The organism is Micrococcus sp. TA1, assembly GCF_014199555.1.
Taxonomy (GTDB): Bacteria; Actinomycetota; Actinomycetes; order Actinomycetales; family Micrococcaceae; genus Citricoccus.
This window is the reverse complement of record NZ_JACHNW010000001.1, coordinates 827,255-853,479: the sequence shown is the minus strand read 5'-3', so window position 1 is coordinate 853,479 and position 26,225 is coordinate 827,255. Positions and strand designations below refer to the sequence as shown.

Below are 26,225 nucleotides of genomic sequence, written 5' to 3'. Positions count from 1 at the left end.
GGGTCAGTCCTCCTCGTCCCAGTCCGGGGTCATGTCCCGGGCCACCTGGATCTCGTCGTTGCTCACGCCGGCCGGAACCATGGGCCACACCATCGAGTCACGCGAGACCACGAAGTCGACGACGACCGGGCGGTCGTTGACGGCCAGGGCCTGCTCGATGGTGGCGTCCAGGTCCTCCTCCCTCTCGCAGCGCAGCCCGAGGCAGCCGTAGGCCTCGGCGAGCTTGACGAAGTCCGGGACGCGGATGGTGTCGTGGCCGGTGTTCAGGTCGGTGTTGGAGTAGCGGGACTCGTAGAACAGCGTCTGCCACTGCCGGACCATGCCCAGCGAGGAGTTGTTGATGACGGCCACCTTGATCGGGATGTTGTTGATCAGGCAGGTCGCCAGTTCCTGGTTGGTCATCTGGAAACAGCCGTCGCCGTCGATGGCCCAGACCACGCGGTCCGGGTCCCCGACCTTGGCGCCCATGGCGGCCGGCACGGCGAAGCCCATGGTGCCCAGGCCGGCGGAGTTCAGCCACTGGTGGGGACGCTCGTACTTGACGAACTGGCTCGCCCACATCTGGTGCTGGCCCACGCCCGCCACGTACACGGCCTCGGGGCCGGAGTGCGCGTCGAGGCGCTCGATGACCTTCTGCGGGGACATCAGCCCGTCCTCGGTGGGGGCGTAGCCCATCGGGTAGGTCTCGCGCAGCCGGTCCAGCACGGTCCACCACTCGCCCAGGTCCGGGGCACCCGACTCGGCGTGCGCGTCCCGCACGGCGCCGGTGAGCTCCGGGATGATCTCCTTGACCGAGCCGACGATCGGCACGTCCGCCGGACGGTTCTTGGAGATCTCGGCGGGGTCGATGTCCGCGTGGATGACCCGCGCCTTCGGGGCGAACGTGGACAGCTGGCCGGTGACCCGGTCGTCGAAGCGCGCGCCAAGGGTGATGAGCAGGTCGGACATCTGCAGGGCCGAGACGGCGGCCACCGAACCGTGCATCCCGGGCATTCCCAGGTGCTGGCGGTGGGAGTCCGGGAAGACGCCGCGGGCCGTGAGGGTGGTGACCACGGGCGCCCCGGTGAGCTCGGCCAGCTCCCGCAGCTCCGCACTGGCGTGGCCGCGGGAGACGCCGCCGCCCACGTAGAGCACCGGCCGCTCGGCCTGCTGGATCAGCCGGGCTGCCTCGCGGACCTGCTTGGAGTGGCCGCGGACCACCGGACGGTAGCCGGGCAGGTCGATCCTCGGCGGCCAGGAGAACTCCATCTGGGCCTGCTGGGCGTCCTTGGCCACGTCGACCAGCACGGGGCCGGGACGGCCGGTCGTGGCGATGTGGAACGCCTCGGCGAGTGCCTGCGGGATGTCCTGGGCGTCGGTGACCAGCCGCGAGTGCTTGGTGATCGGCATCGTGATGCCCACGATGTCCGCCTCCTGGAAGGCGTCCGAGCCGATCGCCGCGGAGGCGACCTGGCCGGTGATGAACACGCAGGCCTCGGAGTCCATGTGGGCGTCGGCGATCGCCGTGACGAGGTTGGTGGCCCCCGGGCCCGAGGTGGCGATCGCCACGCCCGGACGGCCGGTGGCCAGGTAGTAGCCCTGTGCCGCGTGGCCGGCGCCCTGCTCGTGGCGCACCAGGACGTGACGGATCGTCTGGGAGTCCATCAGGGGGTCGTAGGTGGGCAGGATGGCCCCGCCCGGCAGGCCGAAGATGTCCGTGACGCCCAGTTCCTCCAGGGAACGCACGATCGCCTGCGACCCGGTCATCGTGACCGGCTCGACGACACGGTTCGGCCCGGGGACCAGGCTCTCGCCCGCAGGCTCGTTCCTGTCCCGCGGCTCGCGGGATGCATGTGAGGTCATCACCGCTGGGGTGATCCGGGGTCCGTTACTCATTGCTGTGCCTTCTTGCCTAGCTCTTCTGGCGCTGTACTGGAGCATCCGGGGTACCTGTGCGGTACCCCGGTCACCTCTGGTGCCCGCCGGCGGGTGTCCCCCGCGGCGTCCGCCGGAGTGGCGGAGGAGTCAGTGGCGCTGATGTGGTGGCCAGCGTCATGCTTGCATCTCCAACAAATAAACCCCGACGTCGGCCGGTCGGCCCGCTCGGGGTTTGGCGCGTGGCGGCGGGCGGACCCGCTGATCCGAACCGTAGTTCAGGCCACGCGCTGGATAACGACAACTAGTCGCATGTTGGACATGGTGACCAGTATCCCCGAGGCACGCCGTCCGGCGTCAATCCATCCTCTCACGGTCTCACATCGTGAGACGGGCGTCCGCTCCGTGGACACGCCGGGTCATCCGGCGTGTCCACGGACACGGGGCGCACCGGTCAGCCCAGGTACGCGCCCTCGGCCGCCGAGTGCACGAGCTTGGCGTACTTGCCCAGGACCCCCGTGGTGAACTTCGGGGGCACCGGCTCCCAGCCCTCCCTGCGGCCCTCGAGCTCCTCGGCCGGGACCAGCAGGTCCAGCGTGCGGCCGGCGATGTCCACCCGAATCCGGTCGCCGTCGCGCACCAGGGCGATCGGGCCGCCGTCGGAGGCCTCTGGGGCGATGTGCCCGATGCACAGGCCCGTCGTGCCGCCGGAGAACCGGCCGTCGGTGAGGAGCAGGACGTCCTTGCCCAGCCCGGCCCCCTTGATGGCGCCGGTGATGGCGAGCATCTCGCGCATGCCGGGACCGCCCTTGGGACCCTCGTAGCGGATGACCACCACGTCACCGGCCTTCAGCTCGCCGGCCTCCAGGGCGTCCATGGCCTGGCGCTCGCGCTCGAACACGCGGGCGGTGCCCTCGAACACGTCGGCGTCGAAGCCGGCGGACTTCACCACGGCGCCCTCGGGTGCCAGCGAGCCCTTCAGCACGGCCAGGCCGCCGTTGTGGTGCAGGGGGTTGTCCAGGGCGCGCAGCACCTTGCCGTCCGGGTCCGGCGGGTTGATCCCGGCCAGGTTCTCGGCCACGGTCTTGCCGGTGACGGTCAGGGCGTCACCGTGGACCAGGCCCGCGTCCAGCAGGGCCTTCATGACCACGGGCACGCCGCCGACCTTGTCCACGTCGGTCATCACGTACTGGCCGAAGGGCTTGAGGTCGCCCAGGTGCGGGACCTTGTCACCGATGCGGTTGAAGTCGTCCAGGGTGAGGTCCACGCCGGCCTCACGCGCGATGGCCAGCAGGTGCAGGACCGCGTTGGAGGACCCGCCGAACGCCATGGTCACGGCGATGGCGTTCTCGAAGGCCTTCTTGGTCATGATGTCCCGGGAGGTGATCCCCAGGCGCAGCAGGTTGACCACGGCCTCACCGGACTTGCGCGAGAACGCGTCGCGGCGCCGGTCGGCCGACGGCGGGGCGGCGGAACCGGGCAGGGACATCCCCAGCGCCTCACCGATGCAGGCCATGGTGTTGGCGGTGTACATGCCGCCGCAGGCACCCTCCCCGGGGCAGATCGCCCGCTCGATGGTGTCCAGGTCCTTCTCGCTCATCAGTCCCCGAGCGCAGGCGCCCACGGCCTCGAAGGCGTCGATCAGGGTGACCTGCTTCTCCGTGCCGTCCTCGAGGGTGGCGTAACCGGGCATGGTGGATCCGGCGTAGATGAAGACGCTGGAGACGTCCAGCCGGGCGGCCGCCATCAGCATGCCCGGCAGCGACTTGTCGCAACCGGCCAGCAGCACGGAGCCGTCCAGCCGCTCGGCCTGCATCACGGTCTCCACGGAGTCGGCGATGACCTCGCGGGAGACCAGCGAGTAGTGCATGCCGTCATGGCCCATCGAGATGCCGTCCGAGACGGAGATGGTGCCGAACTCCAGCGGGTACCCGCCACCGGCGTGCACCCCCTCCTTGGAGGCCTGGGCCAGGCGGTCCAGGGAGAGGTTGCACGGGGTGATCTCGTTCCACGAGCTGGCGATGCCGATCTGCGGCTTCGCGAAGTCCTCGTCCCCCATGCCGACGGCGCGCAGCATGCCGCGGGCCGGGGCACGCTCCATGCCGTCGGTCACCGCGCGGGAGCGTGGCTTGATGTCGGGAGCCGCGGCGTCGTCGCCGCCGGCCCCGCCGGCTGCACCGCCGGGAAGGGTCGTGTCTGCGCTGGGGGTGGTCATGGCGACCATCCTAGGACCGCCGCCGGCGTGCCGCGCGGCACGTGACGGCCGAGGCCCGCGAACCTCCCGGCAGGTCACCGGCGTCCGCGAGCCTCCCCGCAGGTCACCGGCGTCCGTAGAATGGGCGTCATGAACGGCGAAGACCTCAAGCGCATGCTCCGGGAGGCCTTCGACGCGAGGGTCTTCAACTACGGGGACTTCAACCTCGTCTACGGCCAGCCCTCCGGCGCCGGCGACCCCTGGGTGATCGGCTACCGGCACCAGCCCCTGGAGCTGTTGCTGTGCCCCGTCGACCTCGAGGCCCTCCCCGAGGTCCCCGTGGGGCCGGACATCGCCACGGTCTCCCTGGGCAACGTCGCCACCCTGGCGGACACCGGCAGCGGGTACCAGGTGGAGACGGTCACCGGCTTCCGCACCTGGTTCGAGGTCAGCGGCACTCCCCGGATCCTGCTGCCGGAGAACCTGCGTCCCACCGGACCCGGGCCGGAGGACGACGGCACGGTCACCCTGGGCCAGGAACCGGACGCCGAGGACTTCCACGAATTCATGTCCCACTTCATGGACACCCTGGAGTCGTACTACCGGACCTGTTGACCCACCCCCTCGACTCACCCGCGGCGGCCCCGGCCGACCGTGACGGAGATCTCCCGCCCCTCGATTTCGCATCCGCCCCCGACCTCTGCTAAAGTTTTTCCTCGTTGCACGGACCGATTATCGGTCCACGGAACACTGCGCCTCTAGCTCAACTGGCAGAGCAATTGACTCTTAATCAATGGGTTCCGGGTTCGAGTCCCGGGGGGCGCACCACAGCTCGCATCCATCGCAGACGAGAAGGCCCCGGTCAGGTGACCGGGGCCTTCTCGTGTCCCCGCGAGGTCCGGGACCACGCGGGTCGTCCGCTGGTCGCACTCGAATCGTACGCACTGCGACGGGACCTGCGTCCCGCCCACTCCCCTCGTACACGTCCAGGCCTACCTCACGTCACCGAAGCGTGCCACGATGTCGCTGTAGCGGCACCGGGTCGGGTGTCGCAGGTCCCCCCGTGAAAGGCCGCCAGCACCGTGTCTCGACGATTCGCGCCCGCACTCGCCACCACCACCGCACTGGTCGTCCTGGCCGCCACGGGCGGGATGGTCCCGAGCGCCGCGGTGCCGGGTGCACACGCCGAGCGCGCCATGACCTACCTGGCCCCGTCGTCACCGCAGCGATCCGCGGATGCGGGCGCCGGCGTCGTGACCGCTCCCGACGCGGTGGTCGAGGCAGCCTCCCGGGCCGGCCTGGCGGAGGGCACGGCGGAGCGGACCCGGGTGCGCCTGGTCCAGTCCTCCTCCGGGCAGGCCGCACTCGACCGCTACGCCGGCGAGGTCCCCCCCTACGTCAACGCCGCGCCCCTGGCCCTGGTCGGGCGAGCCTTCGACCACCCCGTGGCCGGCCCCTTCACCCTGAGCTCGGCCTTCGGCTGGCGGAAGAACCCCACCCACGTCGGCCCGACCGCGCAATTCCACATCGGCCTGGACTACGCGGTGGCCTGCGGAACGCCGGTCCTGGCCGCCGCGGACGGCACGGTCGTCTCCGCCGGGGAACGGGGTACCGGCGGACTGCGCGTCGACATCGACCACGGCGACGGGCTGGTGACCTCCTACCGGCACAACTCCCGGCTCCTGGTCTCCCCGGGTGACCGCGTGGGCCGTGGCGACGCGATCAGCCTGTCCGGGACCACGGGCAACTCGACGGGATGCCACCTGCACTTCGACACCACCCTCGAGGGCCTGTACGTCGACCCGGTGCACCTGCTGCCGGAGGTCGCCGGACAGCCCCGGGCGCTGGACGCGGTGGACCTGGAGCGCATCCGCGCGGCCGCGCGAGAGGACGCGCCCGCCGTCGCACCGGAGCGCAGGGAGGCCGCCCCGCGGACCGGGCAGCCGGCCGCGCCGGGGCCGATCGCCCGGGAGGCCGCCCCGCGGACCGGGCAGCCGGCCGCGCCGGGGCCGATCGCCCGGGAGGCCGCCCCGCGGACAGGGACCCGGGGTGATCACGCCCGGGCCCCGGAGGCACCAGCGGCAAAGGACCGGTCACCGCGTCCCCCCTCCGCCGGGCCGTCCGGGACGCCTGCCTCGCCCGGTGCATCCCCCACCACGCCCACGGCGACGCGGCCGGCCGAGCGAGGCCCGAAGCCCTCGGGCACCACGAAGCCGGTGCACCCGAGGCCCACTCCGCCGGCAGTCACCCCGAAACCCAAGCCCACCGCGCCGGGGACCCCCGCCGCCACGGAGCCGGCCGAACCCTCCCAGCCGACACACCCCGGACCGAGCGCACCGGCCACGCCGACGCCGACGAAGCCCTCCACGCCCGACCCCGCCCAGCCCACGCCGACCACGCCCACCACGCCCGGCCCCGCCCAGCCCACACCGACCAAGCCCGCCCAGCCCACGCCGTCGCCGTCGCCGACCGAACCCGTCACGCCCACGCCGTCGCCGTCGCCGTCGCCGACCGAGCCCACCGCACCGGAACCGTCGGTGCCGGCCAGTCCCCCTGCTCCCGTCTCGCTGACCGAGGAGGAGGCGGCGCGGTGGTGCCTGCCCCTGGACGACGACACGGAGCAGGCCAGGCCGGACTTCACCACGATCTTCACCGGGGACTTCGCGGACCTCGTCGGACTCGTCGCCGTCCTCGACGACGAGGGTGGACCCGAGCCCGTGACCGAGGAGACCCTCGTGGAGGTCTCGCCCTCGGCCCTGTGGCTGGAGTCCCTCCCCGCCTGCTCCGATGCCGAGTTCCTCGAGACCGCACTCGGCTGAACGCCTACAGTGGACCGCATGACTGCTCCACACCGCCTGGCACCGGGCGACGCCGCTCCCGCCTTCACGCTGACCGACCAGGACGGCACCGCCGTCTCGCTGGCCGACTACGCCGGCCGCACGGTGATCGTGTACTTCTACCCCGCCGCCGCCACGCCCGGCTGCACCACGCAGGCCTGCGACTTCCGCGACAACCTCGCGTCCTTCACCTCCGAGGGCTTCGCCGTCCTCGGCATCTCCCCGGACGGGCCCGCCAAGCTCCGGAAGTTCGCCGCGGACGAGGACCTGACCTTCCCGCTGCTCTCCGACGAGGACCATGCGGTGGCCGAGGCGTACGGCGCATGGGGAGAGAAGAAGAACTACGGCCGCACCTACGAGGGACTCATCCGTTCCACGGTCGTCGTGAACGGAGACGGCGCCGTGGAGCTCGCCCAGTACAACGTGCGGGCCAGCGGTCACGTGGCCAAGTTGCGCAGGGACCTGGGACTGGCCTGACCGGCGGGCGGTGACGGCCCTGCACCGGGTAAGATGGGCCGTTGTCCCCGCCCGCGGGGGCGCGCGGGCGTGGCGAAATTGGCAGACGCGCTGGATTTAGGTTCCAGTGTCTTCGGACGTGGGGGTTCAAGTCCCCCCGCCCGCACGATTCGTGCTCCAGGACAGTCCGGTCCCTGCGCCGGCTCCTCCTCAGGGCGGGTCGCAGCCGGAGGACACGTCAGACGAGGAGGCCCGTCCGGGTGGACATCTCACGCCGCACCGTGCTGAGTTCCCTGGCTGCGGCCCTGGCCCTCCCGCTGACCGGGTGCGCCACCCAGATCCGCGGTGAGTCCTCCCCCCATGACGCCACCGCGCCGGTCCCTCCGGCACCCACTCCCCCGGTGCCGTCGACGGTGCCGGTGACCATCGGGGTCCCGTCCCGGCCGAGGACCCTCGACCCGGCGCTGGCCGTGGACGCCGAGTCGCACCGCAGCACCCGGCAGGTGCTCGAGAACCTCCTCGGCGTGGATCCGGACACCGGTGCGCCGATCCCCCGGCTGGCCAGCGACTGGCAGGTCACCGACGACGGGTTGCGCTACACGTTCTCCCTGCAGCCCGGTGTCGACTTCCAGGATGGCACCCCGCTGGACGCGCAGGCCGTGGTGGCGAACTTCGAGCGCTGGGCCCGCCTGCCCGAACTGCTGGGCGGGCTGCGCATGGCCGCCCTGCCGCAATTGACCTTCCCCTCCGTCTTCGGCGGCTACGCCGGCCAGGACGGATGCCGCTACCGGGCGTGCGAGGCCGTCGGGGAGCGGACCGTCAGCCTGGTCCTCAGCGATCCCATCGTGTTCCTGCCCGCCGCGCTGACGGCCCCCGCCTTCGCCCTCAGCTCCCCGGCGTCCTGGGCGACGTTCGACGATGCCCTGCCCGCCACCCCGGCCGACCGCCTGCCCCCGGCGCGGCCGGCCGGCACCGGCCCGTTCCGCTGGGGTGAGCAGGACGACGGCGACCGGCTGGTGCTGGAGGTGAACGCCGGGTACCGGGGTGAGCCGACCGCCGTCGGGCCCGTGACGCTGGCCGTGGTCCCCGGGGCCGGTCAGCGGCTCCGGGAACTGCGCCGCGGCCGGCTGGACGCCTTCGACTTCGTCGCCCCGGACACCCTGCGTCCCCTGGTCCAGGGCGGGGCGCAGGTCCTGCAGCGGGATCCGCTGTCCGTGCTGTACCTGGGGATGAACTCCCGGCACCCGATCCTGAGACAGCTCTACGTGCGCCAGGCGGTGGCCCACGCCGTCGACCGGCGCGCGCTGGTCGAGGAGTACTTCCTGGCCGGCTCGGCCCGGGCCCATGAGTTCGTGCCGCCGTCCCTGGGCGTGGCGAACCCGGAACTGACCACCTACGACTACGACCCGGCGGAGGCCACCCGCCTGCTGGAGCTGGCCGGTTACCGCGGGCAGCCCCTGGACTTCGTCTACCCGGTGCACACCTCGCGGCCCTACCTGCCCGCCCCCGAGGCGGTGTACGCGCGGATCGCCGGTGACCTGGCCGCGGCCGGCTTCGTGCTCAATCCCGTACCGGTGCCGTGGGACGAGGGGTACCTGGACCGGCTCGGGGCGGACCGGACCCGGGCCTTCCACCTGGCCGGGCGCACCGGGGAGTACCGTGATCCGCACCACTTCCTGGCCCCGCTGTTCGGCCACGACTCGGCGGAGTTCGGCTACCGGAACCCGACCGTCATCACGACGCTGGCGGACGCCGTGTCCGCCCGGAACCCGGAGAACCGGACGGCGTTGTACCGCAAGGCCGCGGAGTCACTGGCCCTGGACCTGCCGGCACTGCCCCTGGCCTACCCGATCTCCGCCGTCGCCACGGGCCACACCCTGGTCTCCTACCCGACCTCCCCCGTGCTGGACGAACGGTTCGACCAGATCGTCCCGGTGGACGGACCGGCCCCGGCCCAGTAGTAAAGTCGACTCAGACCACTGTTCGAAAATCGGGAGAGAAACGTGAGCCAGCAGACTGCCCCAACCACCTACGACGTCGTCCTGGTGGGAGGTGGCATCATGAGCGCCACGCTGGGTACGTTCCTCCAGCAGCTCCAGCCCGACTGGTCCATCGCCCTGTACGAGAACCTGAACCAGGCCGGCCTCGAGGCCTCGGACCCGTGGAACAACGCCGGCACCGGTCACGCGGCCCTGTGCGAGCTGAACTACTCGCCGCTCGGACCCGACGGCAGGGTGGACCCCACCAAGGCCATCGGCATCAACGAGCAGTTCCAGGTCTCCCGCCAGTTCTGGTCCCACCTGGTCAACGAGGGCCGGCTCGGTGACCCCAAGACCTTCATCAACCCGCTGCCGCACATGAGCTTCGTGTGGGGTGACGACCACGCGGACTACCTGAAGACCCGCCACGCCTCCCTCAGCGCGCAGCCGCTGTTCGAGACCATGGAGTACACGGAGGACCCGTCCGTCATCCACGACTGGGCCCCGCTGCTGATCGAGGGCCGCACGGACGGCCAGCGCCTGGCGGCCTCCCGCCAGACGAACGGCACGGACGTGGACTTCGGCTCGCTGACCCGCCAGCTCACCACCAACCTGTCCAACTCGGGCGTGGACGTGCGCTTCGGCCACAAGGTGACCTCGGTGGACCGCGGCTCCGACGGCCGCTGGGAGCTCAAGGTCAAGAACAAGGCCGCCGGCGAGACCTTCACCGCCCGCGCACGCTTCGTGTTCCTCGGCGCCGGCGGCGGAGCGCTGCACCTGCTGCAGTCCTCCGGCATCCCCGAGGCCAAGGGCTTCGGCGGTTTCCCGGTCTCCGGCAAGTTCCTCAAGTGCACCGACGAGACCATCGTGAACCAGCACATGGCCAAGGTCTACGGCCAGGCCTCCGTGGGCGCCCCGCCTATGTCCGTGCCGCACCTGGACACCCGTTTCGTGGACGGCCGGCGCTCGCTGCTGTTCGGGCCCTACGGCGGTTTCTCCTCCAACTTCCTCAAGTCCAGCTCCTACCTGGACCTGCCGTTGTCCGTGCGTGCGCACAACCTTCTGCCCATGCTGAACGTGGCCAAGGACAACCTGGGCCTGGTCAAGTACCTCATCACCGAGGTCACCAAGAGCCAGACGAAGAAGGTCGAGACCCTGCAGGACTTCTACCCCGAGGCCGAGGCGGGCGACTGGGAGATGATCACCGCGGGCCAGCGCGTGCAGGTCATGAAGAAGGATCCGAAGAAGGGTGGCGTGCTGCAGTTCGGCACCGAGGTCGTCACCTCTGCCGACGGGACGATCGGCGGCCTGCTGGGTGCCTCCCCGGGCGCCTCCACCGCGGCCCCGATCATGCTCAAGCTCCTGGAGACCTGCTTCCCGGCCCGGATGGACGCCTGGACCCCGAAGCTGAAGGAGATGATCCCCTCGCTGGGCCGCAAGCTCAACGAGGACCGGGTGCTGATGAACGAGGTCGAGCAGGCGACCAGCGCCGCACTCAAGCTGGCCTGAGCGGCCGGCATCTGCGCCTGACGACCGATGGGTGCCCTGGCACGCTTCTCCCTGTCCAACCGCGCCCTCGTCGCCCTCGTCACGGTCCTCACCGCCGTCTTCGGCGTGCTCCTGGCCGGTCAGCTCAAGCAAGAGCTCATCCCCTCCCTCGAGCTGCCCGTGGTCTCGGTGAGCACCGTCATGCAGGGCGCGAGCCCGGAGGTCGTCGACCAACAGGTCGGTGAGCCGCTGGAGACCGCCCTGCAGGCGGTGGAGGACCTGGAGTCCTCCACCTCGACCTCGACCACGGGGCTGAACACGATCGCCCTGCGGTTCGAGTACGGCACGGACCTGAACCGGGCCCGGGCCCAGGTCGACCGAGCGGTGGCGAACGTCTCCGAACGACTGCCGGACGGCACCGAGACGAGCTCGTTCGCGGGATCGATCTCGGACTTCCCGGTGGTCTTCATGGCGGTGGGCTCCACGGACGGGGCCACCGGGCTCAACGAGCTGCGCTCGGAGGCCGAACGCCTCGTCACCCCCCGGCTGCAGAAGCTCGACGGCGTCCGCAGCGCCACGGTGACCGGTGGCACGGACCAGCACATCGCCGTCGTCCCGGACCAGGAGCGACTGGCCGCGGCCGGACTGTCGACCGGGGACATCGTCACCGCCCTGGAGGAGAACGTCGGGCTGTTCCCCATCGGCCAGGTCACCGAGGGGACGCTGACCCTGCCGGTCCAGGCCGGCGCGCCGGTCGAGTCCCTCGACGACGTCCGCGACGTCGTCCTGGTGTCCGCAGAGGACGGTTCCACCCCACCGGCCGCTGCCGGCCCCGCTCCGCAGCAGCCCGGTCAGCGGGCCGACGGGACCGGACCGGGGTCCGCTCCCGCGGTCCCGGCCGAGCCCCCGGCCTCGGCGGCACCGGTGCGCCTGGGCGAGGTGGCCGAGGTCGGGATCCGCGACGACGACGCGACCTCGGTGACCCGCACGAACGGCGTGGACACGCTGGGACTGTCCGTGACGAAGACCCCGGACGCGGACACCGTCGCACTGTCCCACGCGATCGGCGAGCTGATCCCGGAGCTCGAGTCCCTGCTCGGCGACGGGGCCACCATCACGGTGGTCTTCGACCAGGCCCCGTTCATCGAGCAGTCGATCGACACCCTGCTGGTCGAGGGCCTGCTCGGACTGGTGTTCGCCGTGCTGGTGATCCTGGTGTTCCTGGGCTCGATACGCTCCACCCTGGTCACGGCCATCTCCATCCCGCTGTCGCTGCTGGTGACGTTCATCGGGATGCGCGTCTCCGACTACTCGCTCAACATGCTCACTCTCGGGGCGCTGACCATCTCGATCGGCCGGGTGGTGGACGACTCCATCGTGGTGGTGGAGAACATCAAGCGGCACCTGGGCAACGGCGAGGACAAGCGCACCGCGATCCTGTCCGGCACCGGGGAGGTCGCGACCGCCATCACGGCCTCCACGCTCACGACCGTGGCGGTGTTCGCGCCGATCGCCCTGGTGGGCGGGGTCGCCGGTGAGCTGTTCCGTCCCTTCGCGATCACCATGGCCATCGCGCTGCTGGCCTCGCTGCTGGTGGCCCTGACGATCGTCCCCGTGCTGTCCTGGTGGTTCCTGGGCCGCACCCCGGGCGGCAGGCGGCCGGGCAGTCCCGCGGCACGGCACTCCTCCGGCACCGCGCCCGCCGCCGCTCCGGCGGTCGCGGCCCGCGGACCGCTCCAGCGGCTCTACCTGCCCGCGCTGCGGGGCACCCAGCGGCACCCCGTCATCACCCTGGTCGCGTCGGTGCTCCTGCTGGGGGCCACGGTCGCCATGGTCCCCCTCGTGCCGACGAACCTGCTGGGCAACACGGGGCAGAACACCTTCACCGTCACGGCCGCCCAGGAGCCGGGCACCTCACTGGAGACCACGACGGCGGCCGCGGGCCGGGTGGAGGAGGTCCTGGTGGACGTGGACGGGGTCCTGGACGTGCAGTGGACGGCCGGATCGGCCGGGTTCGTGCCGGGACTGCGCGGCAGCGCGGACGAGGCCCGGTTCACGGTCCTCACCGACACGGACGCCGACCAGGAACGCATCCACGACCAGGCCCGCTCCCGGCTGGACCGTCTCGAGGGGGCCGGCTCCGTCACCGTGTCCACCTCCGGCGGGTTCGGCACGTCCTCGGACGTGGAGGTCACCGTCTCGGCCCCGACGCCGGACCTGCTGGCGCAGGCCAGCGACCGGGTGATGGAGGCCATGGCCGGCGTCGAGGGGGCCCGGGAGGTCTCCTCGAACCTCGCGGCGGCCCGCCCGACCTTCCAGGTCGACGTGGACCGGCTGGCCGCGGCGGAGGCCGGGCTGACCGAGGAGGCGGTCGCCGCGCAGGCCGCGGCGGCCCTGAACCCGGTCCCCTCCGGTACGGTCCGGCTGGAGTACACCGACTATCCCGTGCGCATCGGCGAGCCGGAGGAGATCACGACGCTGCAACAGCTGCGGGACGTCGAGGTGCTGACGGCGACAGGCCCGATCACCCTGTCCGGACTGGCCGAGGTCTCCCGGCAGGAGGTGCTCTCCTCGGTGTCCTCCTCCAACGGCGACCGGGTGGCGATCGTCTCCGTCACCCCGGACGGGGACGACCTCGGTGCGGTCTCCACCGGCGTGGGGAACGCCCTGGAGGACCTGTCCCTGCCCGAGGGGACGTCCGCCGAGCTGGGCGGCGCGGCCACCCAGCAGGCGGAGACGTTCCGGGACCTGTACCTGGCCCTGCTCGCCGCCGTCGCCATCGTGTACGTGATCATGGTCGCGACGTTCAAGTCGCTCATCCAGCCGCTGATCCTGCTGGTCTCCATCCCGTTCGCGGCCACCGGGGCCATCGCCCTGCTGCTGGTCACCGGCACCTCGCTGGGCCTGCCCGCCCTGATCGGCATGCTCATGCTCGTCGGGATCGTGGTGACCAACGCGATCGTGCTCATCGACCTGATCAACCAGTACCGGCGCCGCCCCGGTCACACGCTGGACTCGGCCCTGCAGCAGGGCGCGCTCAACCGGTTGCGCCCGATCGTGATGACGGCCCTGGCCACGATCCTGGCCCTGGTCCCGATGGCCCTGGGCATCACCGGTCACGGCGGGTTCATCTCCCAGCCGCTGGCGGTGGTCGTCATCGGCGGGCTGGTGTCCTCCACCCTGCTCACCCTGTTGCTGGTCCCCGTGCTCTACCGGCTCGTGGAGGGCGCCGTGGAACGGCGGCGGGGCCGGGCGGAGACGGCAGAGGCCTGACCGCGGCGGGCTGACCGCGGCGGCCTGGCCGCTCGGACCCAGACCACTGCGGCCCAGCCGTGGGGGGGTTAGACCGGCTGGCTGTCGGCGAGCATCGCGTCCACGCTGATCCGGTCCAGGAACAGACCGCCGCGCACGGTGGACAGGAAGGCCGTGTCCGAGGAGTCCGCCCCGGTGGACACCCGCACCAGGGCGCCGGTGTCCGAGAGCCGGGTGGCGTCCAGCGGGTGCCACTGACCGTCCATCCAGGCCTCGGCCACGGCATGGAAGTCCATGGGCCGCAGTCCCGGGGCGTAACCGGCCACCACGCGGGCCGGCACGTTCCGGGCGCGCAGCAGGGCCACCACGAGGTGCGCGAAGTCCCGGCACACGCCCTGGCGGGAGAGGAAGGCGTCCACGGCGCCGTCGGTACCGCGGGAGAACCCGGGCACGTAGCGGAGGTTGGCGTTGACCCACTGCTCCACGGCGTGGAGCAGGTCCATGCCCCCGACGTCCCGGAACAGGCTCGCGGCCAGCGGGTAGAGCTTGTCCGACTCGGCGTACCGGGAGGGGCGCACGTACCGGATCAGGTCGGCCTCGTCGCCGACGGGCTCGGCCTCCCGCCCGGCCACGATGCAGGCGTAGTCGACCCGGACGGTCCCCGGTTCAGGCGGTTCCGAGGAGAAGCCCGCCTCGGCGACCGTGGGCGACTCGTCGTCGTCCTCCCAGCCGATGGCCCCGCTGGACTCGGCGAAGCTGACCGGGACGTCCACCACGTGCAGGCGCCCGCCGTGGTGGTCCTGGACCTCGCGGACGGGCAGCCGTCCGGCGGGGGTGCGGACGTCCAGGCGCTCGGACACCCGCTCCATGCCCTCGGCATCGGCGGCGGCCACCGCCAGGACCATGCGGGTGCCCTCGGAGGGCCGGACGGTCAGGGTGGATCGGACGTGGCGGCGCATGCTTCCACGGTACCGTCCGGTCAGGACTGCTCCGGCACGACCACCCGCAGGTGCGAGCCCCGGCGGGTCTTGAGGACCTCGAGCCGGTAGCCGATGTCCTGCTTCATCCGCTCCACGTGGCTGACCACCCCGATGGTCCGGCCACCGGCCTGCAGGCCGTCCAGGACCCGCATGACGTCCTCCAGGGAGGCGGCGTCCAGCGAGCCGAAGCCCTCGTCCACGAACAGGGTGTCCATGTCCACGCCGCCGGCCTCCGCCTGCACGGTGTCCGCGAGGCCGAGCGCCAGAGCCAGGGACGCCATGAACGTCTCACCCCCGGACAGGGTCCCGGCAGCCCGTTCGTCCTCCGTGTACCGGTCGAAGACGGTGATGTCCAGGCCCCGGACACCCCGCCCCCGGGCGGCGTCGTCATGCCGCAGCTCGTAACGTCCCTGCGTCATGCCCAGGAGCCGTTCGGTGGCCGAGGCCACGACCTCCTCGAGGCGTCCGGCCAGGACGTAGCTGCCCAGCGTCATCCTCAGCGTGTTCTCGCCCTGGCCCCGGACCAGCCTGAGCAACCCCTCGGCGTCCTCCAGGGCCGCCAGCTGGCCGGCCGATCGGGCGGCGACCTCGTCCAGGGCACCCACCTGGCGCCGGACCTGGCGCTGCACCGATTCCAGTCCCCCGGCACGCTCGGCCGCGTCCTCCCGCGCCCTCTCGGCCTCCGCGACCCGTCCGGCCTGCTCTTCCACCTCCTCGTCGGCGGGCGTCTCGGTCCCGGCGGCGAGCAGCTCCCGGCCGCGGACGACGGCCGCGCTGGCCTCCAGTTCCGCCAGGGCGGCCGCCTCGCGGTCCCAGTCCCGGACGCGGACGGACCGGGTCTGCTCGTCCTCCTCGTCCAGCAGGGCCGCCCGCACCTGCTCGACCGAGTCGAAGCCACTGGCCGTGAGCTCCTCGCGCAGGCCGGTCGCGGCCTGCCCGACGAGGGAGCGGGCGGTGGCGGCCCGCCGTGCGGCCTCGATGACCGCGTCCACCAGTCCGCGCGACCGGGTCAGTTCCTGCCGCAGCTCGGCCAGGCTCTCCCGGTCCTCGAGCAGGCCGGCCAGTTCGGTCCGCAGGCGTCCCGCCTCCCGGGAGGCGGTCTCGCACCGGGAGCGGGCCACCGCGGCCTCCTGCCGGGCGGCCCCGACGGTGGCCTGCCGGGCCTGGTGTTCCCGGTCGTTGTCCTCCAGGGCGGCACGCGCCGCGGCGAGGTCATCGGCGGCCCGTTCCGCCGCGTCCAGGGCCGAACGGGCCCGGGCGACGGCGGCCGTGGCCTCCTCCGGGTCCAGCCCACCGGCCGCCAGCCGACTGAGCTCGGCCGCCTCGCGGGCCCGCTCGACGGCGTCCTCGGCCGCCCGGCGCCTGGCGGTCTCCTCCTCCATGGCCCGTCGGGCCCGGTCCTGGGCCTCGGCAGAGATCTCGGTCCCGCCGGTGGCCGCCGGGGCGGGGTGCTCCACCGATCCGCAGACCTGACAGGGTTCGCCCGCCCGGAGTTCCTCGGCGAGCAGGGATGCCGCACCCGCCAGCCGGCGTTCCACCACCCGGTGCCAGGCATCCACCGCCTCCTGGGCGCGGTCCGTGGCGTCCCGTACGGCGTCCTGGGCGGCCTCGAGTCCGGCACGGTGTTCCTGGTGGGCCAGGGCAGCCTCCCGCCGGGCGGTGGCCTCGTCCATCGCGGTCCGGGCCGATTCCATCCCGGCTGCGGGGGCACCAAGGTCCTCGACCCTCTGCTGCAGGGCTCCCCGGGCCTCTGCCAGCGCCTGCCGTTCGCCGTCGGCGGTCTCCGCTCGCTCGGTCAGGGCGCTGATGGAGGACTGCAGGCGCTGGACCTCCGCGCCGAGCTCACGCAGCCTCTCGGCGTCCCGTTCCCGAGCGGACAGTCGGTCGAGTTCGCGCTCGGCCCGTTGGCGCAGGACCTCGAACCGGTCCTCCTCGGCACCGTCCGCCGCATCGGCCGCCCAGGCACGGCAGTGGGTGTCCTCCAGGGCGGTGGCCTGGGCTCCCTCGAGGGTGAGCACGGCGGAACGGCGGGCCTCCTCGGCGGCCTCGGCCTCACGCGCCCTCCGGTCCACGGTCACGGCGACCCCGTGGCGTTCCAGGGCGGCGCGGTCCTCGGCGACCTGTCCGGCACGCTCCCCGTGCCGGACGGACCGTTCCTGCCAGGCCAGGGCCTGACGCAGATCCTGCCGGCGGCGGGTCAGGGCCTCGAGGTGCTCCTGGGCCGCCGTCAGGGCCGCGGCTGCCCGCTGGCGCGCCTCCCGGGACCCGGCCACGGCGGCGTCGATGGCCGCGGCACCGCGAGCGCCCAGGTCCTCGTCCGTCCAGTCCTGCGGCCGGCAGGCCCCGCCGGAGTCCGGGCCGGTCACCGGCACCGTCAGCCCGGCTCCCTCCCCGTCCTCGCGAGAAGCCTCGTCACCAGGCTCGGGGCCGTCGTCGCCGCGTGCCCACCAGTCATCGCCGAGCCCCTCCGCGAGGCAGGAGATGAGGTCCGCGCGGGCGGCGGCCACCTGGTCCCGGTCCCGGCTGACCGCGGACTCGAGGTGCCGGTGCCGGCGGGCCAGGAAGTCCTCGACGCCGTCGAACCTCCCGGTGCCGAAGAGCTTGCGCAGGAGGGTCTCCTTGTCCGCGGACCTCGCCCGCAGGAAGGTGGCGAACTCGCCCTGGGGCAGCAGCACCACCCGCATGAACTGGTCGGCGTCGAGGTGGAGCACCTGGCCCAGCAGCTGCCCGATCTCGTCGGCGCGCACGGACACCTCCCGCCACTGGCCCTCGCGGTGCTCGCGCAGGACGGCACCGGCCTTCTCCTCCGTCAGTCCGGTGCCGTCCTTCAGCTTCCGTCTCGCCGGCCGGCGGTATCTCGGCCAGCGCTGGACCTCGAAGCGACGACCGCCCACGGTGAAGTCGAGCAGCACCTCCGGCCGGGTCCCGACCGGGGCCTGGGTGCTGGCCAGGGACTCGGGGGTGCGGTCCCCCGGGACGGATCCGTACAGCGCGAAGCAGATGCCGGCCAGCACCGTGGACTTGCCGGCACCGGTGGGACCGTCCAGCAGGAACAGTCCGGCGTCGTTGAGGAGGGTGAAGTCCACCTCCTCGCGTTCGGCGAAGGGGCCGAACGCCTGCAGGTGCAGGCAGTGGATCCTCATGCGGCGCCTCCGGTCCGGGTCTCCTCGAGGGCCAGTCGCAACAGGCCGGCCTCCTCCTCGCTGACCGGCCGCTGGCGCACGTGCTCGACGAATCCCGTGCAGACGTCCAGGTCGGTCCTCGCCGCGGCCAACCGGGCGGCGTAGGTGGAGGGCTGCCGGTCCGCGGATCCCTCCGGCTCGAGGATGAAGTTCAGCAGTCCGTCGAAGCGTTCCCTGAGACGCTGGTAGGCCTGCGGAGGGCGGACCGGGTCCGTCACCGTGACCTGGCACCAGCGGTCCTCCGCCCAGGCGTGCGCCGGGTTCCCCAGCAGGTCCTCGATCCTCCCGCGCAGCACGGCCAGCTTCCGGCCGGCGGACCAGTCCACGGTCTCCACCCCGCTGACCTCGCCGCCGGCCGTCGTCACGAGCAGACCGCCCTTGGTGTGGTTCGCCTCGGAGAAGGAATAGGGCAGGGGCGAACCGGAGTAGCGCACGGTCGGAGCCATGGCCTGGCGCCCGTGCAGGTGCCCCAGCGCGACGTAGTCGAGACCGTCGAATACCGTGACGGGGACCTGGCCGAGGGTGCCGACCACCGCCGTGGGATCCTGGTCGTCCCCGGCGCCCTCGCCCCCGCCGTCGGTCGCCGCGGTGCCCGGGCCCGGTGCCGAGGCGCCGATGTCCCGTTCGCTGTCCGATCCGGCCCCACCGGCGGCGAAGAGGTGGGCCATGACGATCACGGCCGTCCCGGCGTCGTGACCGCCCCGGCCGGCGGTGCCGAAGCGCTCGGCGGCGTCCTCACGCACCCGGCGGACGGCCTCGGCCGTCACGGTGGCGTGGTCCGAGGCCACGCCCCAGTCCTGCCCGGCCTGCCGGGGTTCGAGGTAGGGGATCCCGTAGACGGCGACCCGGCCGCCCGCGGGATCCTCCAGCACCACGGGGTCGGTGATCCGGTCCGTGCGGGTGCGCAGGTGCACGCCCGCGGCGTCCAGCAGGTGACCGCCGAAGCCCAGGCGGATCGCGGAGTCGTGGTTGCCGCTCGTGAGGATGACCCGGGCCCCCGTGCGGCTCAGCTCGGCCAGGGTCTGGTCGAGCAGTTCCACGGCGTCCGCCGCGGGCAGGGCGCGGTCGTAGACGTCCCCGGCCACCAGGACCAGGTCCACGCCGCGGTCGGCGACGGTGGCCACGAGCTGTGCGAGCACCTCGCGCTGGGACTCGAGCATGCCGGTGCCGTGGAAGGACCGGCCCAGGTGCCAGTCGGAGGTGTGCAGGATCAGCATGTGACCAACGCTATCGGGCGTCGTGGACGACATTGACCGATCTCCACGGCCGGCATCCCTACGATGGTTCCCATGACCCCGACTCCGTCACCGGCCGGTGCGCCCGGTGAGCCTCAGCCTGCCCCGTCCTATGCCTCCCGCGTCCTGGGCGTGCTCGCCGGCGGGGCCGCCGGCGACGCCCTGGGGTACACGGTCGAGTTCTCGTCCCTGGACGAGATCCGTGCCCGGTTCGGCGACGCCGGGCTGGCACACCGGCTGCAGGTCCCCGAGGTGCGCGACGGAGGCACCCTGCCGGTCAGTGACGACACCCAGATGACGCTGTTCGTGCTGGACGGGCTCCTGGAGTGGATCGAGTGGGCCAATGAGGGGTCGATGGCCGATCCGGCGGCCTGCGTCTGGCTGTCCTGCCTGCGCTGGCTCCGGACCCAGGAGGGAACGCTGCCGGCGGGGGTGCCGGAGCCACCGGCGCGGTGGCTGGACGGGCATCCGGAACTGCGCGTGCGGCGGGCCCCCGGCAACGCCTGCCTGTCCGGTCTGTCCCAGCCGGACATGGGCCTGCCCGAGAAACCCCACAACCCCGGTTCGAAGGGCTGCGGCACGGTCATGCGGTCCGCGCCGTACGGCATGGTGCCCGGGCTGGAGGACGAGTTGGTGGTCTCCCTCGCGCGCCAGGGCGCCGTCCTCACGCACGGCCACCCGGCCGCCTGGACATCGGCCGCCGCCTTCGGGCTGATGGTCTCGCGGCTGATGGCGGGCCAGGGGTTCGGTGCCGCGGTCGCCGATGCCCTGGACTGGCTCCAGACCGTTCCCGACGACGGCGGGACCGCGGACGCGCTCGGCACGGCGGTGGCGATGGCGCAGGACGCGCAGGGGGCGGGCACGCTGCCCACGGTCCTGCCCGCCGAGCTGGGCGAGGGCTGGGTGGCCGAGGAGGCACTGGCGATGGCCGTCTACGCCGTCCTGGTGACGTCCGCCGGACCCGGAGCCGGGACGGAGCCGTCCACCCACTTCCGCTCGGCGCTGCACCTGGCGATCAACCACGACGGTGACTCGGACTCCACGGCCTCCTTGGCCGGCCAGCTGCTCGGGGCCCGCTACGGCACGGCCGTCTTCCCCGGTGCCGAGGTCCCGCGGTGGATCGGTGAACGCGACCTCGTCCTTGAGGCCGCCGAGCGCTGGACCGCCGCCACGAGCTGACCGGACCCCGCACCGGGCAGCGACCGGGCCACCCCCGGTACGCCCACGCGGCGAAGGGGCAGCCAACCGGAGTTGGCTGCCCCTTCCCTTCGTGGTGGGCCTAGCGGACTGTCCTCAGAGCCGGGCACTCCACGTCTGCGTTCCCGCCAGCTTGTAGCCGGTGGTGGACGCCTTCGTGGTCACGGTGACGGCCCCGGTGTAGCGGTGGGTGCCGGCCGGCTTCTTCACCCCGTTGACGTAGTAGACGACGCCCGCCTTCGAGGGGATCTTCACCGTGTTCGCCGCGGCGCTGAACACCGGCTTGGTCGGCGTCACCGCCTGTCGGTTGTCGAACCTCCAGGACGTGGTGCCCGACAGCCTGTACATGCCGCTGGAGGCCTTGGCGGTGACGGTCCCGGCGCCGGAGTACCTGAGCGTACCGGCCGGCTTCTTCACCCCGTTGACGTAGTAGATGACGCCCGCCTTCGAGGGGATCTTCACCGTGTTGGCCGTCGCGCTGAACACCGGCTTGGTCGGCGTCACCGCGTTCCGGTTGTCGAACGTCCAGGACGTGGTGCCCGACAGCGTGTAGCTGTCGCTGGACGCCTTGGCGGTGACGGTTCCGGTGCCCCCGTACTTGTGGGTCCCGGTGGCCTTCCTCGCCCCGTTGACGTAGTAGTCCACACCCGTCTTCGCTGGGATCCTCACCGTGTTGCCCGCGGCGCTGAACACCGGCTTGGTCGGCGTCACCGCGCTCCGGAGGTCGAACGTCCACGTGCGGGCCTCGACGATGTAGTTCTCCGAGGCCGCCTCTGCCTTGACCGTCACCAGCGTGGTGGCCGGGTACGTGCCGGCCGCCTTGCGGGTCCCGTCGATGGAGTACGTGACCCCGGTGACGTCCGGGATGGTCACGGTCTTCTTGGCGGGGTCGTGGCCCGGCGAGGGGGCCGTCACGGTCTCCTTGAGGGTGCTGAGCGTGCCCGCCGTCCGTTCGGAGACGTACTGCGAGGGCGCGCCGTCGGCCGTGGTCACCGTGGCGACGACCTGGACCGGGAACCCGGCCTCGGCCTCCGTGATGGTGAACCTGCCCGTGGTGTTCGACTGGGTCGTCGTCGCGGACTCGGTGCCGTCCGGGGCGAGCCGGATCACCTGGAGTTCAAAGGACATCTCGCTGCCCGCGGTCACCGGACCCTCGACCGTGGCCGTGAGCTGGCCGTCGACCACCGGGACGGTCGTGGGCGACAGCGACACCGACAGCGGGATGCCCGGCTCGGGATCCCCGTCGACACCGTTGGTGATGTCCACGACGGCGTCGTTGAACTGCAGCTGCTCGACGTTGCGCAGCACGTCCACCGCCGGGTCGCGTCCCTCCGTCTCGACCCGGACCATGCCGTCGGGCAGGGTCGTCAACGTCGCGTCCGCACGGTCCACCGAGTAGACCACGGTGTCCGCTCCGCCGGAGGCCGTCTGGATCCGACGTTCGATCTTCAGGTCCTTCGGGTTGATGGTCCGGTCGAAGATGCGCTCGACGAACGGCTCGAGCTTGTCCGAGCGTTCCTCGCCGTAGACGATGTTCGTGTCGAGCCAGGCGTCGCCGTCGATGAAGTTCTCGCCCGCGCGGGGTTCGATCAGATCGCTGCCCCCGCCGCCGAGGATCACGTTGTTGTTCATGTCCTCGGCCTCGAACGGCTCTCCGTCGAGGAACGGCAACGCGTAGACCGGCTTCTCGCCGCCGCCGAGCAGCTCGCGCAGACCCTCGACGCGGTCCAGCTGCGCCTGGGTCAACCGGTGGCCGTACCCGATCTTGTCCTCCTCGGGGTTGTCGAACGCGTCCCGGTTCTGGACGCCGCGGACGATGTCGTCGCCGTCGAACCCGGAGAAGGCCTCGACCTCGTCGTACCGGTCGACGATGGCGCTCTCGACGCCGGGCACGATCTGGACGGGGTCCAGGTCGGCCCGGATGAGGTGGTTCGTCTTGTCGTACGTGACCCAGTCGAACCCGAGCATGCCCGCGAAGCGGTCGGTGCCCGGACCGCCGATCATGACGTCGTCGCCGGCTTCGGCGTCGTGGTCGTTGTTGCCGGTGCGGCCCACCAGGACGTCGTGGCCGCCGTGGTACAGGCCGGCGTCATTCTGCGCGGTGTTGCTCAGGTCGCCGACGAGGAGGTCGGCGTTGGTGCCGCCGTCGATCCAGTCGTCGCCCTCGTCGCCGCGGGCGTTGTCACGTCCGGTACCGCCGAGGATGAAGTCGTTGCCGAGGCCGCCGAAGGTGGTCGAGGCGTCGTGCCCGCCGACGATGAAGTCCTGGCCGGAGCCGCCGAACAACAGGTCCCCGAGGCCCGGCCCGCCGTTGAGGGCGTCATTGCCGCCCTCGCCCTGCAGGCGGTCGTCGCCGAAGATGTCGGTGATCACGTCGTCGCCGTTGCCACCCATGAGCGCGTCGGCGCCGTCGTCACCCTCGATGGTGTCGTTGCCGCCCTTGCCCCACACGGAGTCGTCACCGAGGCCCGTGCGGATGGTGCTGTCCTGGTCGGTGTCCTGCACCACGATGTGGTCCTCGCCGCTGAAGCGCCAGCCCGAGTCCTGTGCGCCCGTGAGGCCCGCCGCGTTGAGCTCGGCCTGCCGCGTGACGCTGTCGTCGAGGCTGAACGTGAGCTGCGGTGCCGCGAACACGTCGTGCGGTACGCGGTCCGCTGTGGTGTTGCGCTGCACGATCTGGGACAGCGAGTTCGCCTCCAGCGCGTGGAACAGCGAGTTGCCCAGGTTGCGCGACAGGTAGTAGAACCGGTCGCCGTTCTGCAGGTCCTCGAGCTGCTTCTCGAAGACATGGTTGAACGTGGCGCCGAGCATGCCGCCGAAGACGTACGGCTTCTCGGCGAGGCCACCCATCCACAGGTCGATCCCGTCCAGCCCGGTCTCGGCCGCGGGGGCCTCCATGAACGCCTTGTCCTTGGACAGCTCGACGCCGGCGGCCCGCTTGGCTGCCAGGGTCTCGGCCCCGGTGACGCTGGGGTGGTTGCCGTAGGCGGCGATGAAGTTGACGATGGACTCCGGGTTCTTCATCGAGAGCCGGAAGTCCTCCCAGCTCGTGTAGGGCTTCAGCTGCGGATCGCGGGTCTCGGCGAAGAACGCCTTGCGCGCCGCCTGCAGTCCCGGCGTGCCGGTCTCCCTCGCCCGCGCCATGTTGATGGTCGCCAGGTCCAGCGGCAGTCCGAGGAGCTGGTTGCGGAGCGTGTCGGTGACGAACTCGTCCACCCCGTTGGCGGTCTGGTTCGCGAGGCCCTTGAGGATGTTGCCCGCGGCGTCGTCGGCGTTCGCGCCGGACTCAGCGAACAGGGTCGGCTTCAGGAAGGCATCCAGCAGCTTGATGTCCTTCATGGTTCCGTCAGCCTGCTGGACGGGAATGTTCTCCCGCAGCATGGAGTGCCCGAACCGGTACACGGAGTGGGCGAACTCGGCGCGGATCGAGGAGTTCACGTCCGGCTGGTAGGAGTTCTCGTTCAGCACCACCGGATCGATCTCGGGCTGGATCCGACGGGCGAACTCCTCGAAGACGAGGTGCTGGTACTGCATCTCCGCCAGGAAGCGCGCGGCCTGGAACGACCGTTCGCCCTCGTCCCAGAATCCGTCCGCGGCGAAGCGGGCCCGCAACTCGGCCGGCATGTCGACGAGTTCCGCCTCGATCTGCGCCTGGAGGCGGTTGTGCTCGGAGTGGAACACGTGGTGCACGGCGGTCAGGCCGATGTTCTCGTTGACGCGCCCGTCGCCCGCGACGTAGTGGGCGTCCAGCGCATCGTTGTCGTACCCGGGGATGACCACGCCGTCGGTGCCGGTGGTGTCGGGCTTCGGCGTGGCACCGTGGGCGATGTCGTCCAGGAACGAGGCGTTGGCCGTGAGGCCGTTGGTGGCGACCGGGGCGGTCCGGTTGCCCTCGACGAGCCCGTCCTGGGTGGCGAGCTGGGCGTTCCCGTCGGCGCTGAGGAGCAGGTGACCGTACGGGTCCGTCGCCAGCAGCGGCACGTCCAGGACGTCGAAGTCGTCGAGCTCGATGCCGAGGACCGTGCGCGCCTGGTCCTTGACGTCCTTCCAGGTGGGGAGCCCGCCGTCGGCGCCATCGAGCATCCGTCCCGTCGGAACCGGCTTGCCGTCGATCACCTCGTACTCGCGCATGAACGCGTGGTGGGAGGCGTGCGAGCCGTAGGTCTGGTTCAGGTCCACGAACGGGGTGGTGCGGTTGACGTGCTCGCGGGCACTGCCGTCCTTGCCGGTGTCGATCGTGGCGCGGGTCAGGGTCAGGAAGTTGGTGCGCCCGCCCGGGGTGTACAGCGGATCGTCCTCCTTGAGCGGAACGACGACGGTGCCGTTGCCGCCCTTGGACACCAGGTCCAGTCCGTGGTCGAAGAACTGGCCGAAGATGGTGAACAGGCTCGTGGCGGAGGCCGACAGGCCCTCGTCCGTGGCGATGTCCGGGATGACGGTGTTCGTCTCGCCCTCCGGCCCGGCTCCCTCGACGCGCTCCGCCACCTGGGCGGCGGCCGGGTTGGCCGTGGTCTGGTCGACAATCAGGTTGCTGATCGTGCGCGGGGCGGAGTCGTAGACGAAGCCGTCCGTCTGCTTGTAGCTCGTCGCCGCCCCGGGCGCGCTGGTGTTGTTGCCGGGGGCGAACGGCGGGGTGACCTCGGCGTCCGCGTACTGGGCGGGTACGAGGCGGGGGAAGGTCTCCTGCGCCGTGCCGAATCCGTCCTGGCCGGTCATGAGGTTGTTCCACCGCCCGTCGACCGTGCGCAGCCCGTGCGGCAGGAGCGGATTGCCCACGCACGGCTTGTTGGCGGCGTTGAAGAACGTCTGGGACGCGACGTCGAACCGCTTGTCGTTGCCGCAGAGCGGCGAGGCGTCGGGGTCCTTCAGCGTCCGCTCGGCGTGTGCCTCGGCGATCTCGACCTGCTTGATGATGTATTCGAGATCGCCCTGCGTGATGTTGAAGTCCTGGCCGGGTGGTGGTGCGGCGGACGCCGCCGGCATCGGCACGAGGACGCTCGTGGCGAGCAAGGCGGCCCCAACCGCCATGGTCCCTAACTTCTTGCCCGGTCGCCCGGACGTGGCCCCAGTGTTCTTCATGTTCTTTCACTCCCAAGGTGATGACGGCGCGGCAGAGCACCCGGCCCGTCGGACAAAACGGTGATGCCCCCATGAGGCTGCTCCTCGTGGGCCGCCGGGGACTGGCGGGACTCGAGGTGTCGCGACGTCTGGGTCACCGGGGGCGGTGACTTGGGACGATGCGACTACGCCGAATCTAGAAGCATGGGGATCCACCGGGAACACGAAGCGGTACTCGCCCACCGCTTCCCGCACCCCTGGGCCGCTGCGGTCAACCGGTCAGTGCTCCGACGCCGGGTGGCGGGAACCACGAGTTTGTACTCGCTCACTGCTTGTTCGCCCCTGGAGACCGTGTCGACGGACCGGGCCGATCGCCCGCCGCGGGGTGGCCGGAGGCAGGGTCCGGGAGGGTGGTCGCGGGTGCGACGGCGCGCATCGCGCGCCGTCACCGTGGCCCGGGCGTGCCGAGGCCGCGCCCGACGACGGTGCGACGGCGCTGACGGGCGCACTGTC

The 26,225-nt window shown here is 71.8% G+C and carries 13 protein-coding genes and 2 tRNA genes; 9 read left to right on the top strand and 6 right to left on the bottom strand.

What is annotated here, in order from left to right; genetic code table 11:
• Window positions 1-3: 3 nt before the first annotated feature.
• The gene (locus GGQ69_RS03575) at window positions 4-1,842 is read right to left on the bottom strand and encodes an acetolactate synthase large subunit (RefSeq protein WP_370577095.1); all 1,839 of its coding nucleotides are present in this window, start codon (window positions 1,840-1,842) and stop codon (window positions 4-6) included.
• Between the two features lie 466 nt (window positions 1,843-2,308).
• Window positions 2,309-4,069 carry a dihydroxy-acid dehydratase gene (gene ilvD / locus GGQ69_RS03570; RefSeq protein WP_221243339.1) on the bottom strand — a complete coding sequence of 587 codons (1,761 nt, stop codon included), beginning with the start codon at window positions 4,067-4,069 and terminating at the stop codon, window positions 2,309-2,311.
• Between the two features lie 129 nt (window positions 4,070-4,198).
• Here ilvD and GGQ69_RS03565 point away from each other — a divergent pair, with 129 nt between their 5' ends.
• The 8 genes from GGQ69_RS03565 (at window position 4,199) to GGQ69_RS03530 (ending at window position 14,081) form a co-directional block, all read left to right on the top strand.
• Window positions 4,199-4,663, top strand: coding sequence for a hypothetical protein (locus GGQ69_RS03565; RefSeq protein WP_255459408.1), 465 nt, complete (start codon window positions 4,199-4,201; stop codon window positions 4,661-4,663).
• Window positions 4,664-4,800: 137 nt separating this feature from the next.
• Window positions 4,801-4,876 (top strand) — tRNA-Lys (locus GGQ69_RS03560).
• Window positions 4,877-5,130: 254 nt separating this feature from the next.
• Window positions 5,131-6,867 carry a peptidoglycan DD-metalloendopeptidase family protein gene (locus tag GGQ69_RS03555; protein WP_183524703.1) on the top strand — a complete coding sequence of 579 codons (1,737 nt, stop codon included), beginning with the start codon at window positions 5,131-5,133 and terminating at the stop codon, window positions 6,865-6,867.
• An 18-nt stretch (window positions 6,868-6,885) separates the two neighbouring features.
• Window positions 6,886-7,362 (top strand): thioredoxin-dependent thiol peroxidase, encoded by a 477-nt coding sequence (bcp, locus tag GGQ69_RS03550; protein ID WP_183524700.1) that lies wholly within the window; start codon window positions 6,886-6,888, stop codon window positions 7,360-7,362.
• Window positions 7,363-7,425: 63 nt separating this feature from the next.
• Window positions 7,426-7,507, top strand: a tRNA-Leu gene (locus GGQ69_RS03545).
• A 94-nt stretch (window positions 7,508-7,601) separates the two neighbouring features.
• Complete coding sequence (locus GGQ69_RS03540; RefSeq protein ID WP_183524697.1) at window positions 7,602-9,302, top strand: ABC transporter substrate-binding protein; 1,701 nt, start codon at window positions 7,602-7,604, stop codon at window positions 9,300-9,302.
• A 42-nt stretch (window positions 9,303-9,344) separates the two neighbouring features.
• Window positions 9,345-10,829: a malate:quinone oxidoreductase gene (locus tag GGQ69_RS03535; RefSeq protein ID WP_183524694.1), complete on the top strand. Its 1,485-nt coding sequence runs from the start codon at window positions 9,345-9,347 to the stop codon at window positions 10,827-10,829.
• 27 nt (window positions 10,830-10,856) lie between these two features.
• Window positions 10,857-14,081, top strand: coding sequence for an efflux RND transporter permease subunit (locus tag GGQ69_RS03530; protein WP_183524691.1), 3,225 nt, complete (start codon window positions 10,857-10,859; stop codon window positions 14,079-14,081).
• 68 nt (window positions 14,082-14,149) lie between these two features.
• Here the strand turns inward: GGQ69_RS03530 and GGQ69_RS03525 are convergent, their stop codons facing one another.
• From GGQ69_RS03525 to GGQ69_RS03515, 3 genes are read right to left on the bottom strand one after another with little or no spacing between them, the layout of a single operon-like run.
• Window positions 14,150-15,019: a transglutaminase family protein gene (locus tag GGQ69_RS03525; protein ID WP_183524688.1), complete on the bottom strand. Its 870-nt coding sequence runs from the start codon at window positions 15,017-15,019 to the stop codon at window positions 14,150-14,152.
• Between the two features lie 20 nt (window positions 15,020-15,039).
• Window positions 15,040-18,183 carry an AAA family ATPase gene (locus GGQ69_RS16700; RefSeq protein WP_183524685.1) on the bottom strand — a complete coding sequence of 1,048 codons (3,144 nt, stop codon included), beginning with the start codon at window positions 18,181-18,183 and terminating at the stop codon, window positions 15,040-15,042.
• Window positions 18,180-19,439 carry an exonuclease SbcCD subunit D gene (locus GGQ69_RS03515; protein ID WP_183524682.1) on the bottom strand — a complete coding sequence of 420 codons (1,260 nt, stop codon included), beginning with the start codon at window positions 19,437-19,439 and terminating at the stop codon, window positions 18,180-18,182. Before GGQ69_RS03515 ends, GGQ69_RS16700 begins: the two co-directional genes overlap by 4 nt.
• A gap of 72 nt (window positions 19,440-19,511) precedes the next feature.
• Between GGQ69_RS03515 and GGQ69_RS03510 the strand changes: the two genes are divergently transcribed.
• Window positions 19,512-20,636: an ADP-ribosylglycohydrolase family protein gene (locus tag GGQ69_RS03510; RefSeq protein WP_183524679.1), complete on the top strand. Its 1,125-nt coding sequence runs from the start codon at window positions 19,512-19,514 to the stop codon at window positions 20,634-20,636.
• A gap of 114 nt (window positions 20,637-20,750) precedes the next feature.
• Here the strand turns inward: GGQ69_RS03510 and GGQ69_RS03505 are convergent, their stop codons facing one another.
• On the bottom strand, window positions 20,751-25,682 hold the full coding sequence (locus GGQ69_RS03505) for a peroxidase family protein (protein ID WP_183524676.1): 4,932 nt from the start codon (window positions 25,680-25,682) through the stop codon (window positions 20,751-20,753).
• Window positions 25,683-26,225 lie beyond the last annotated feature (543 nt).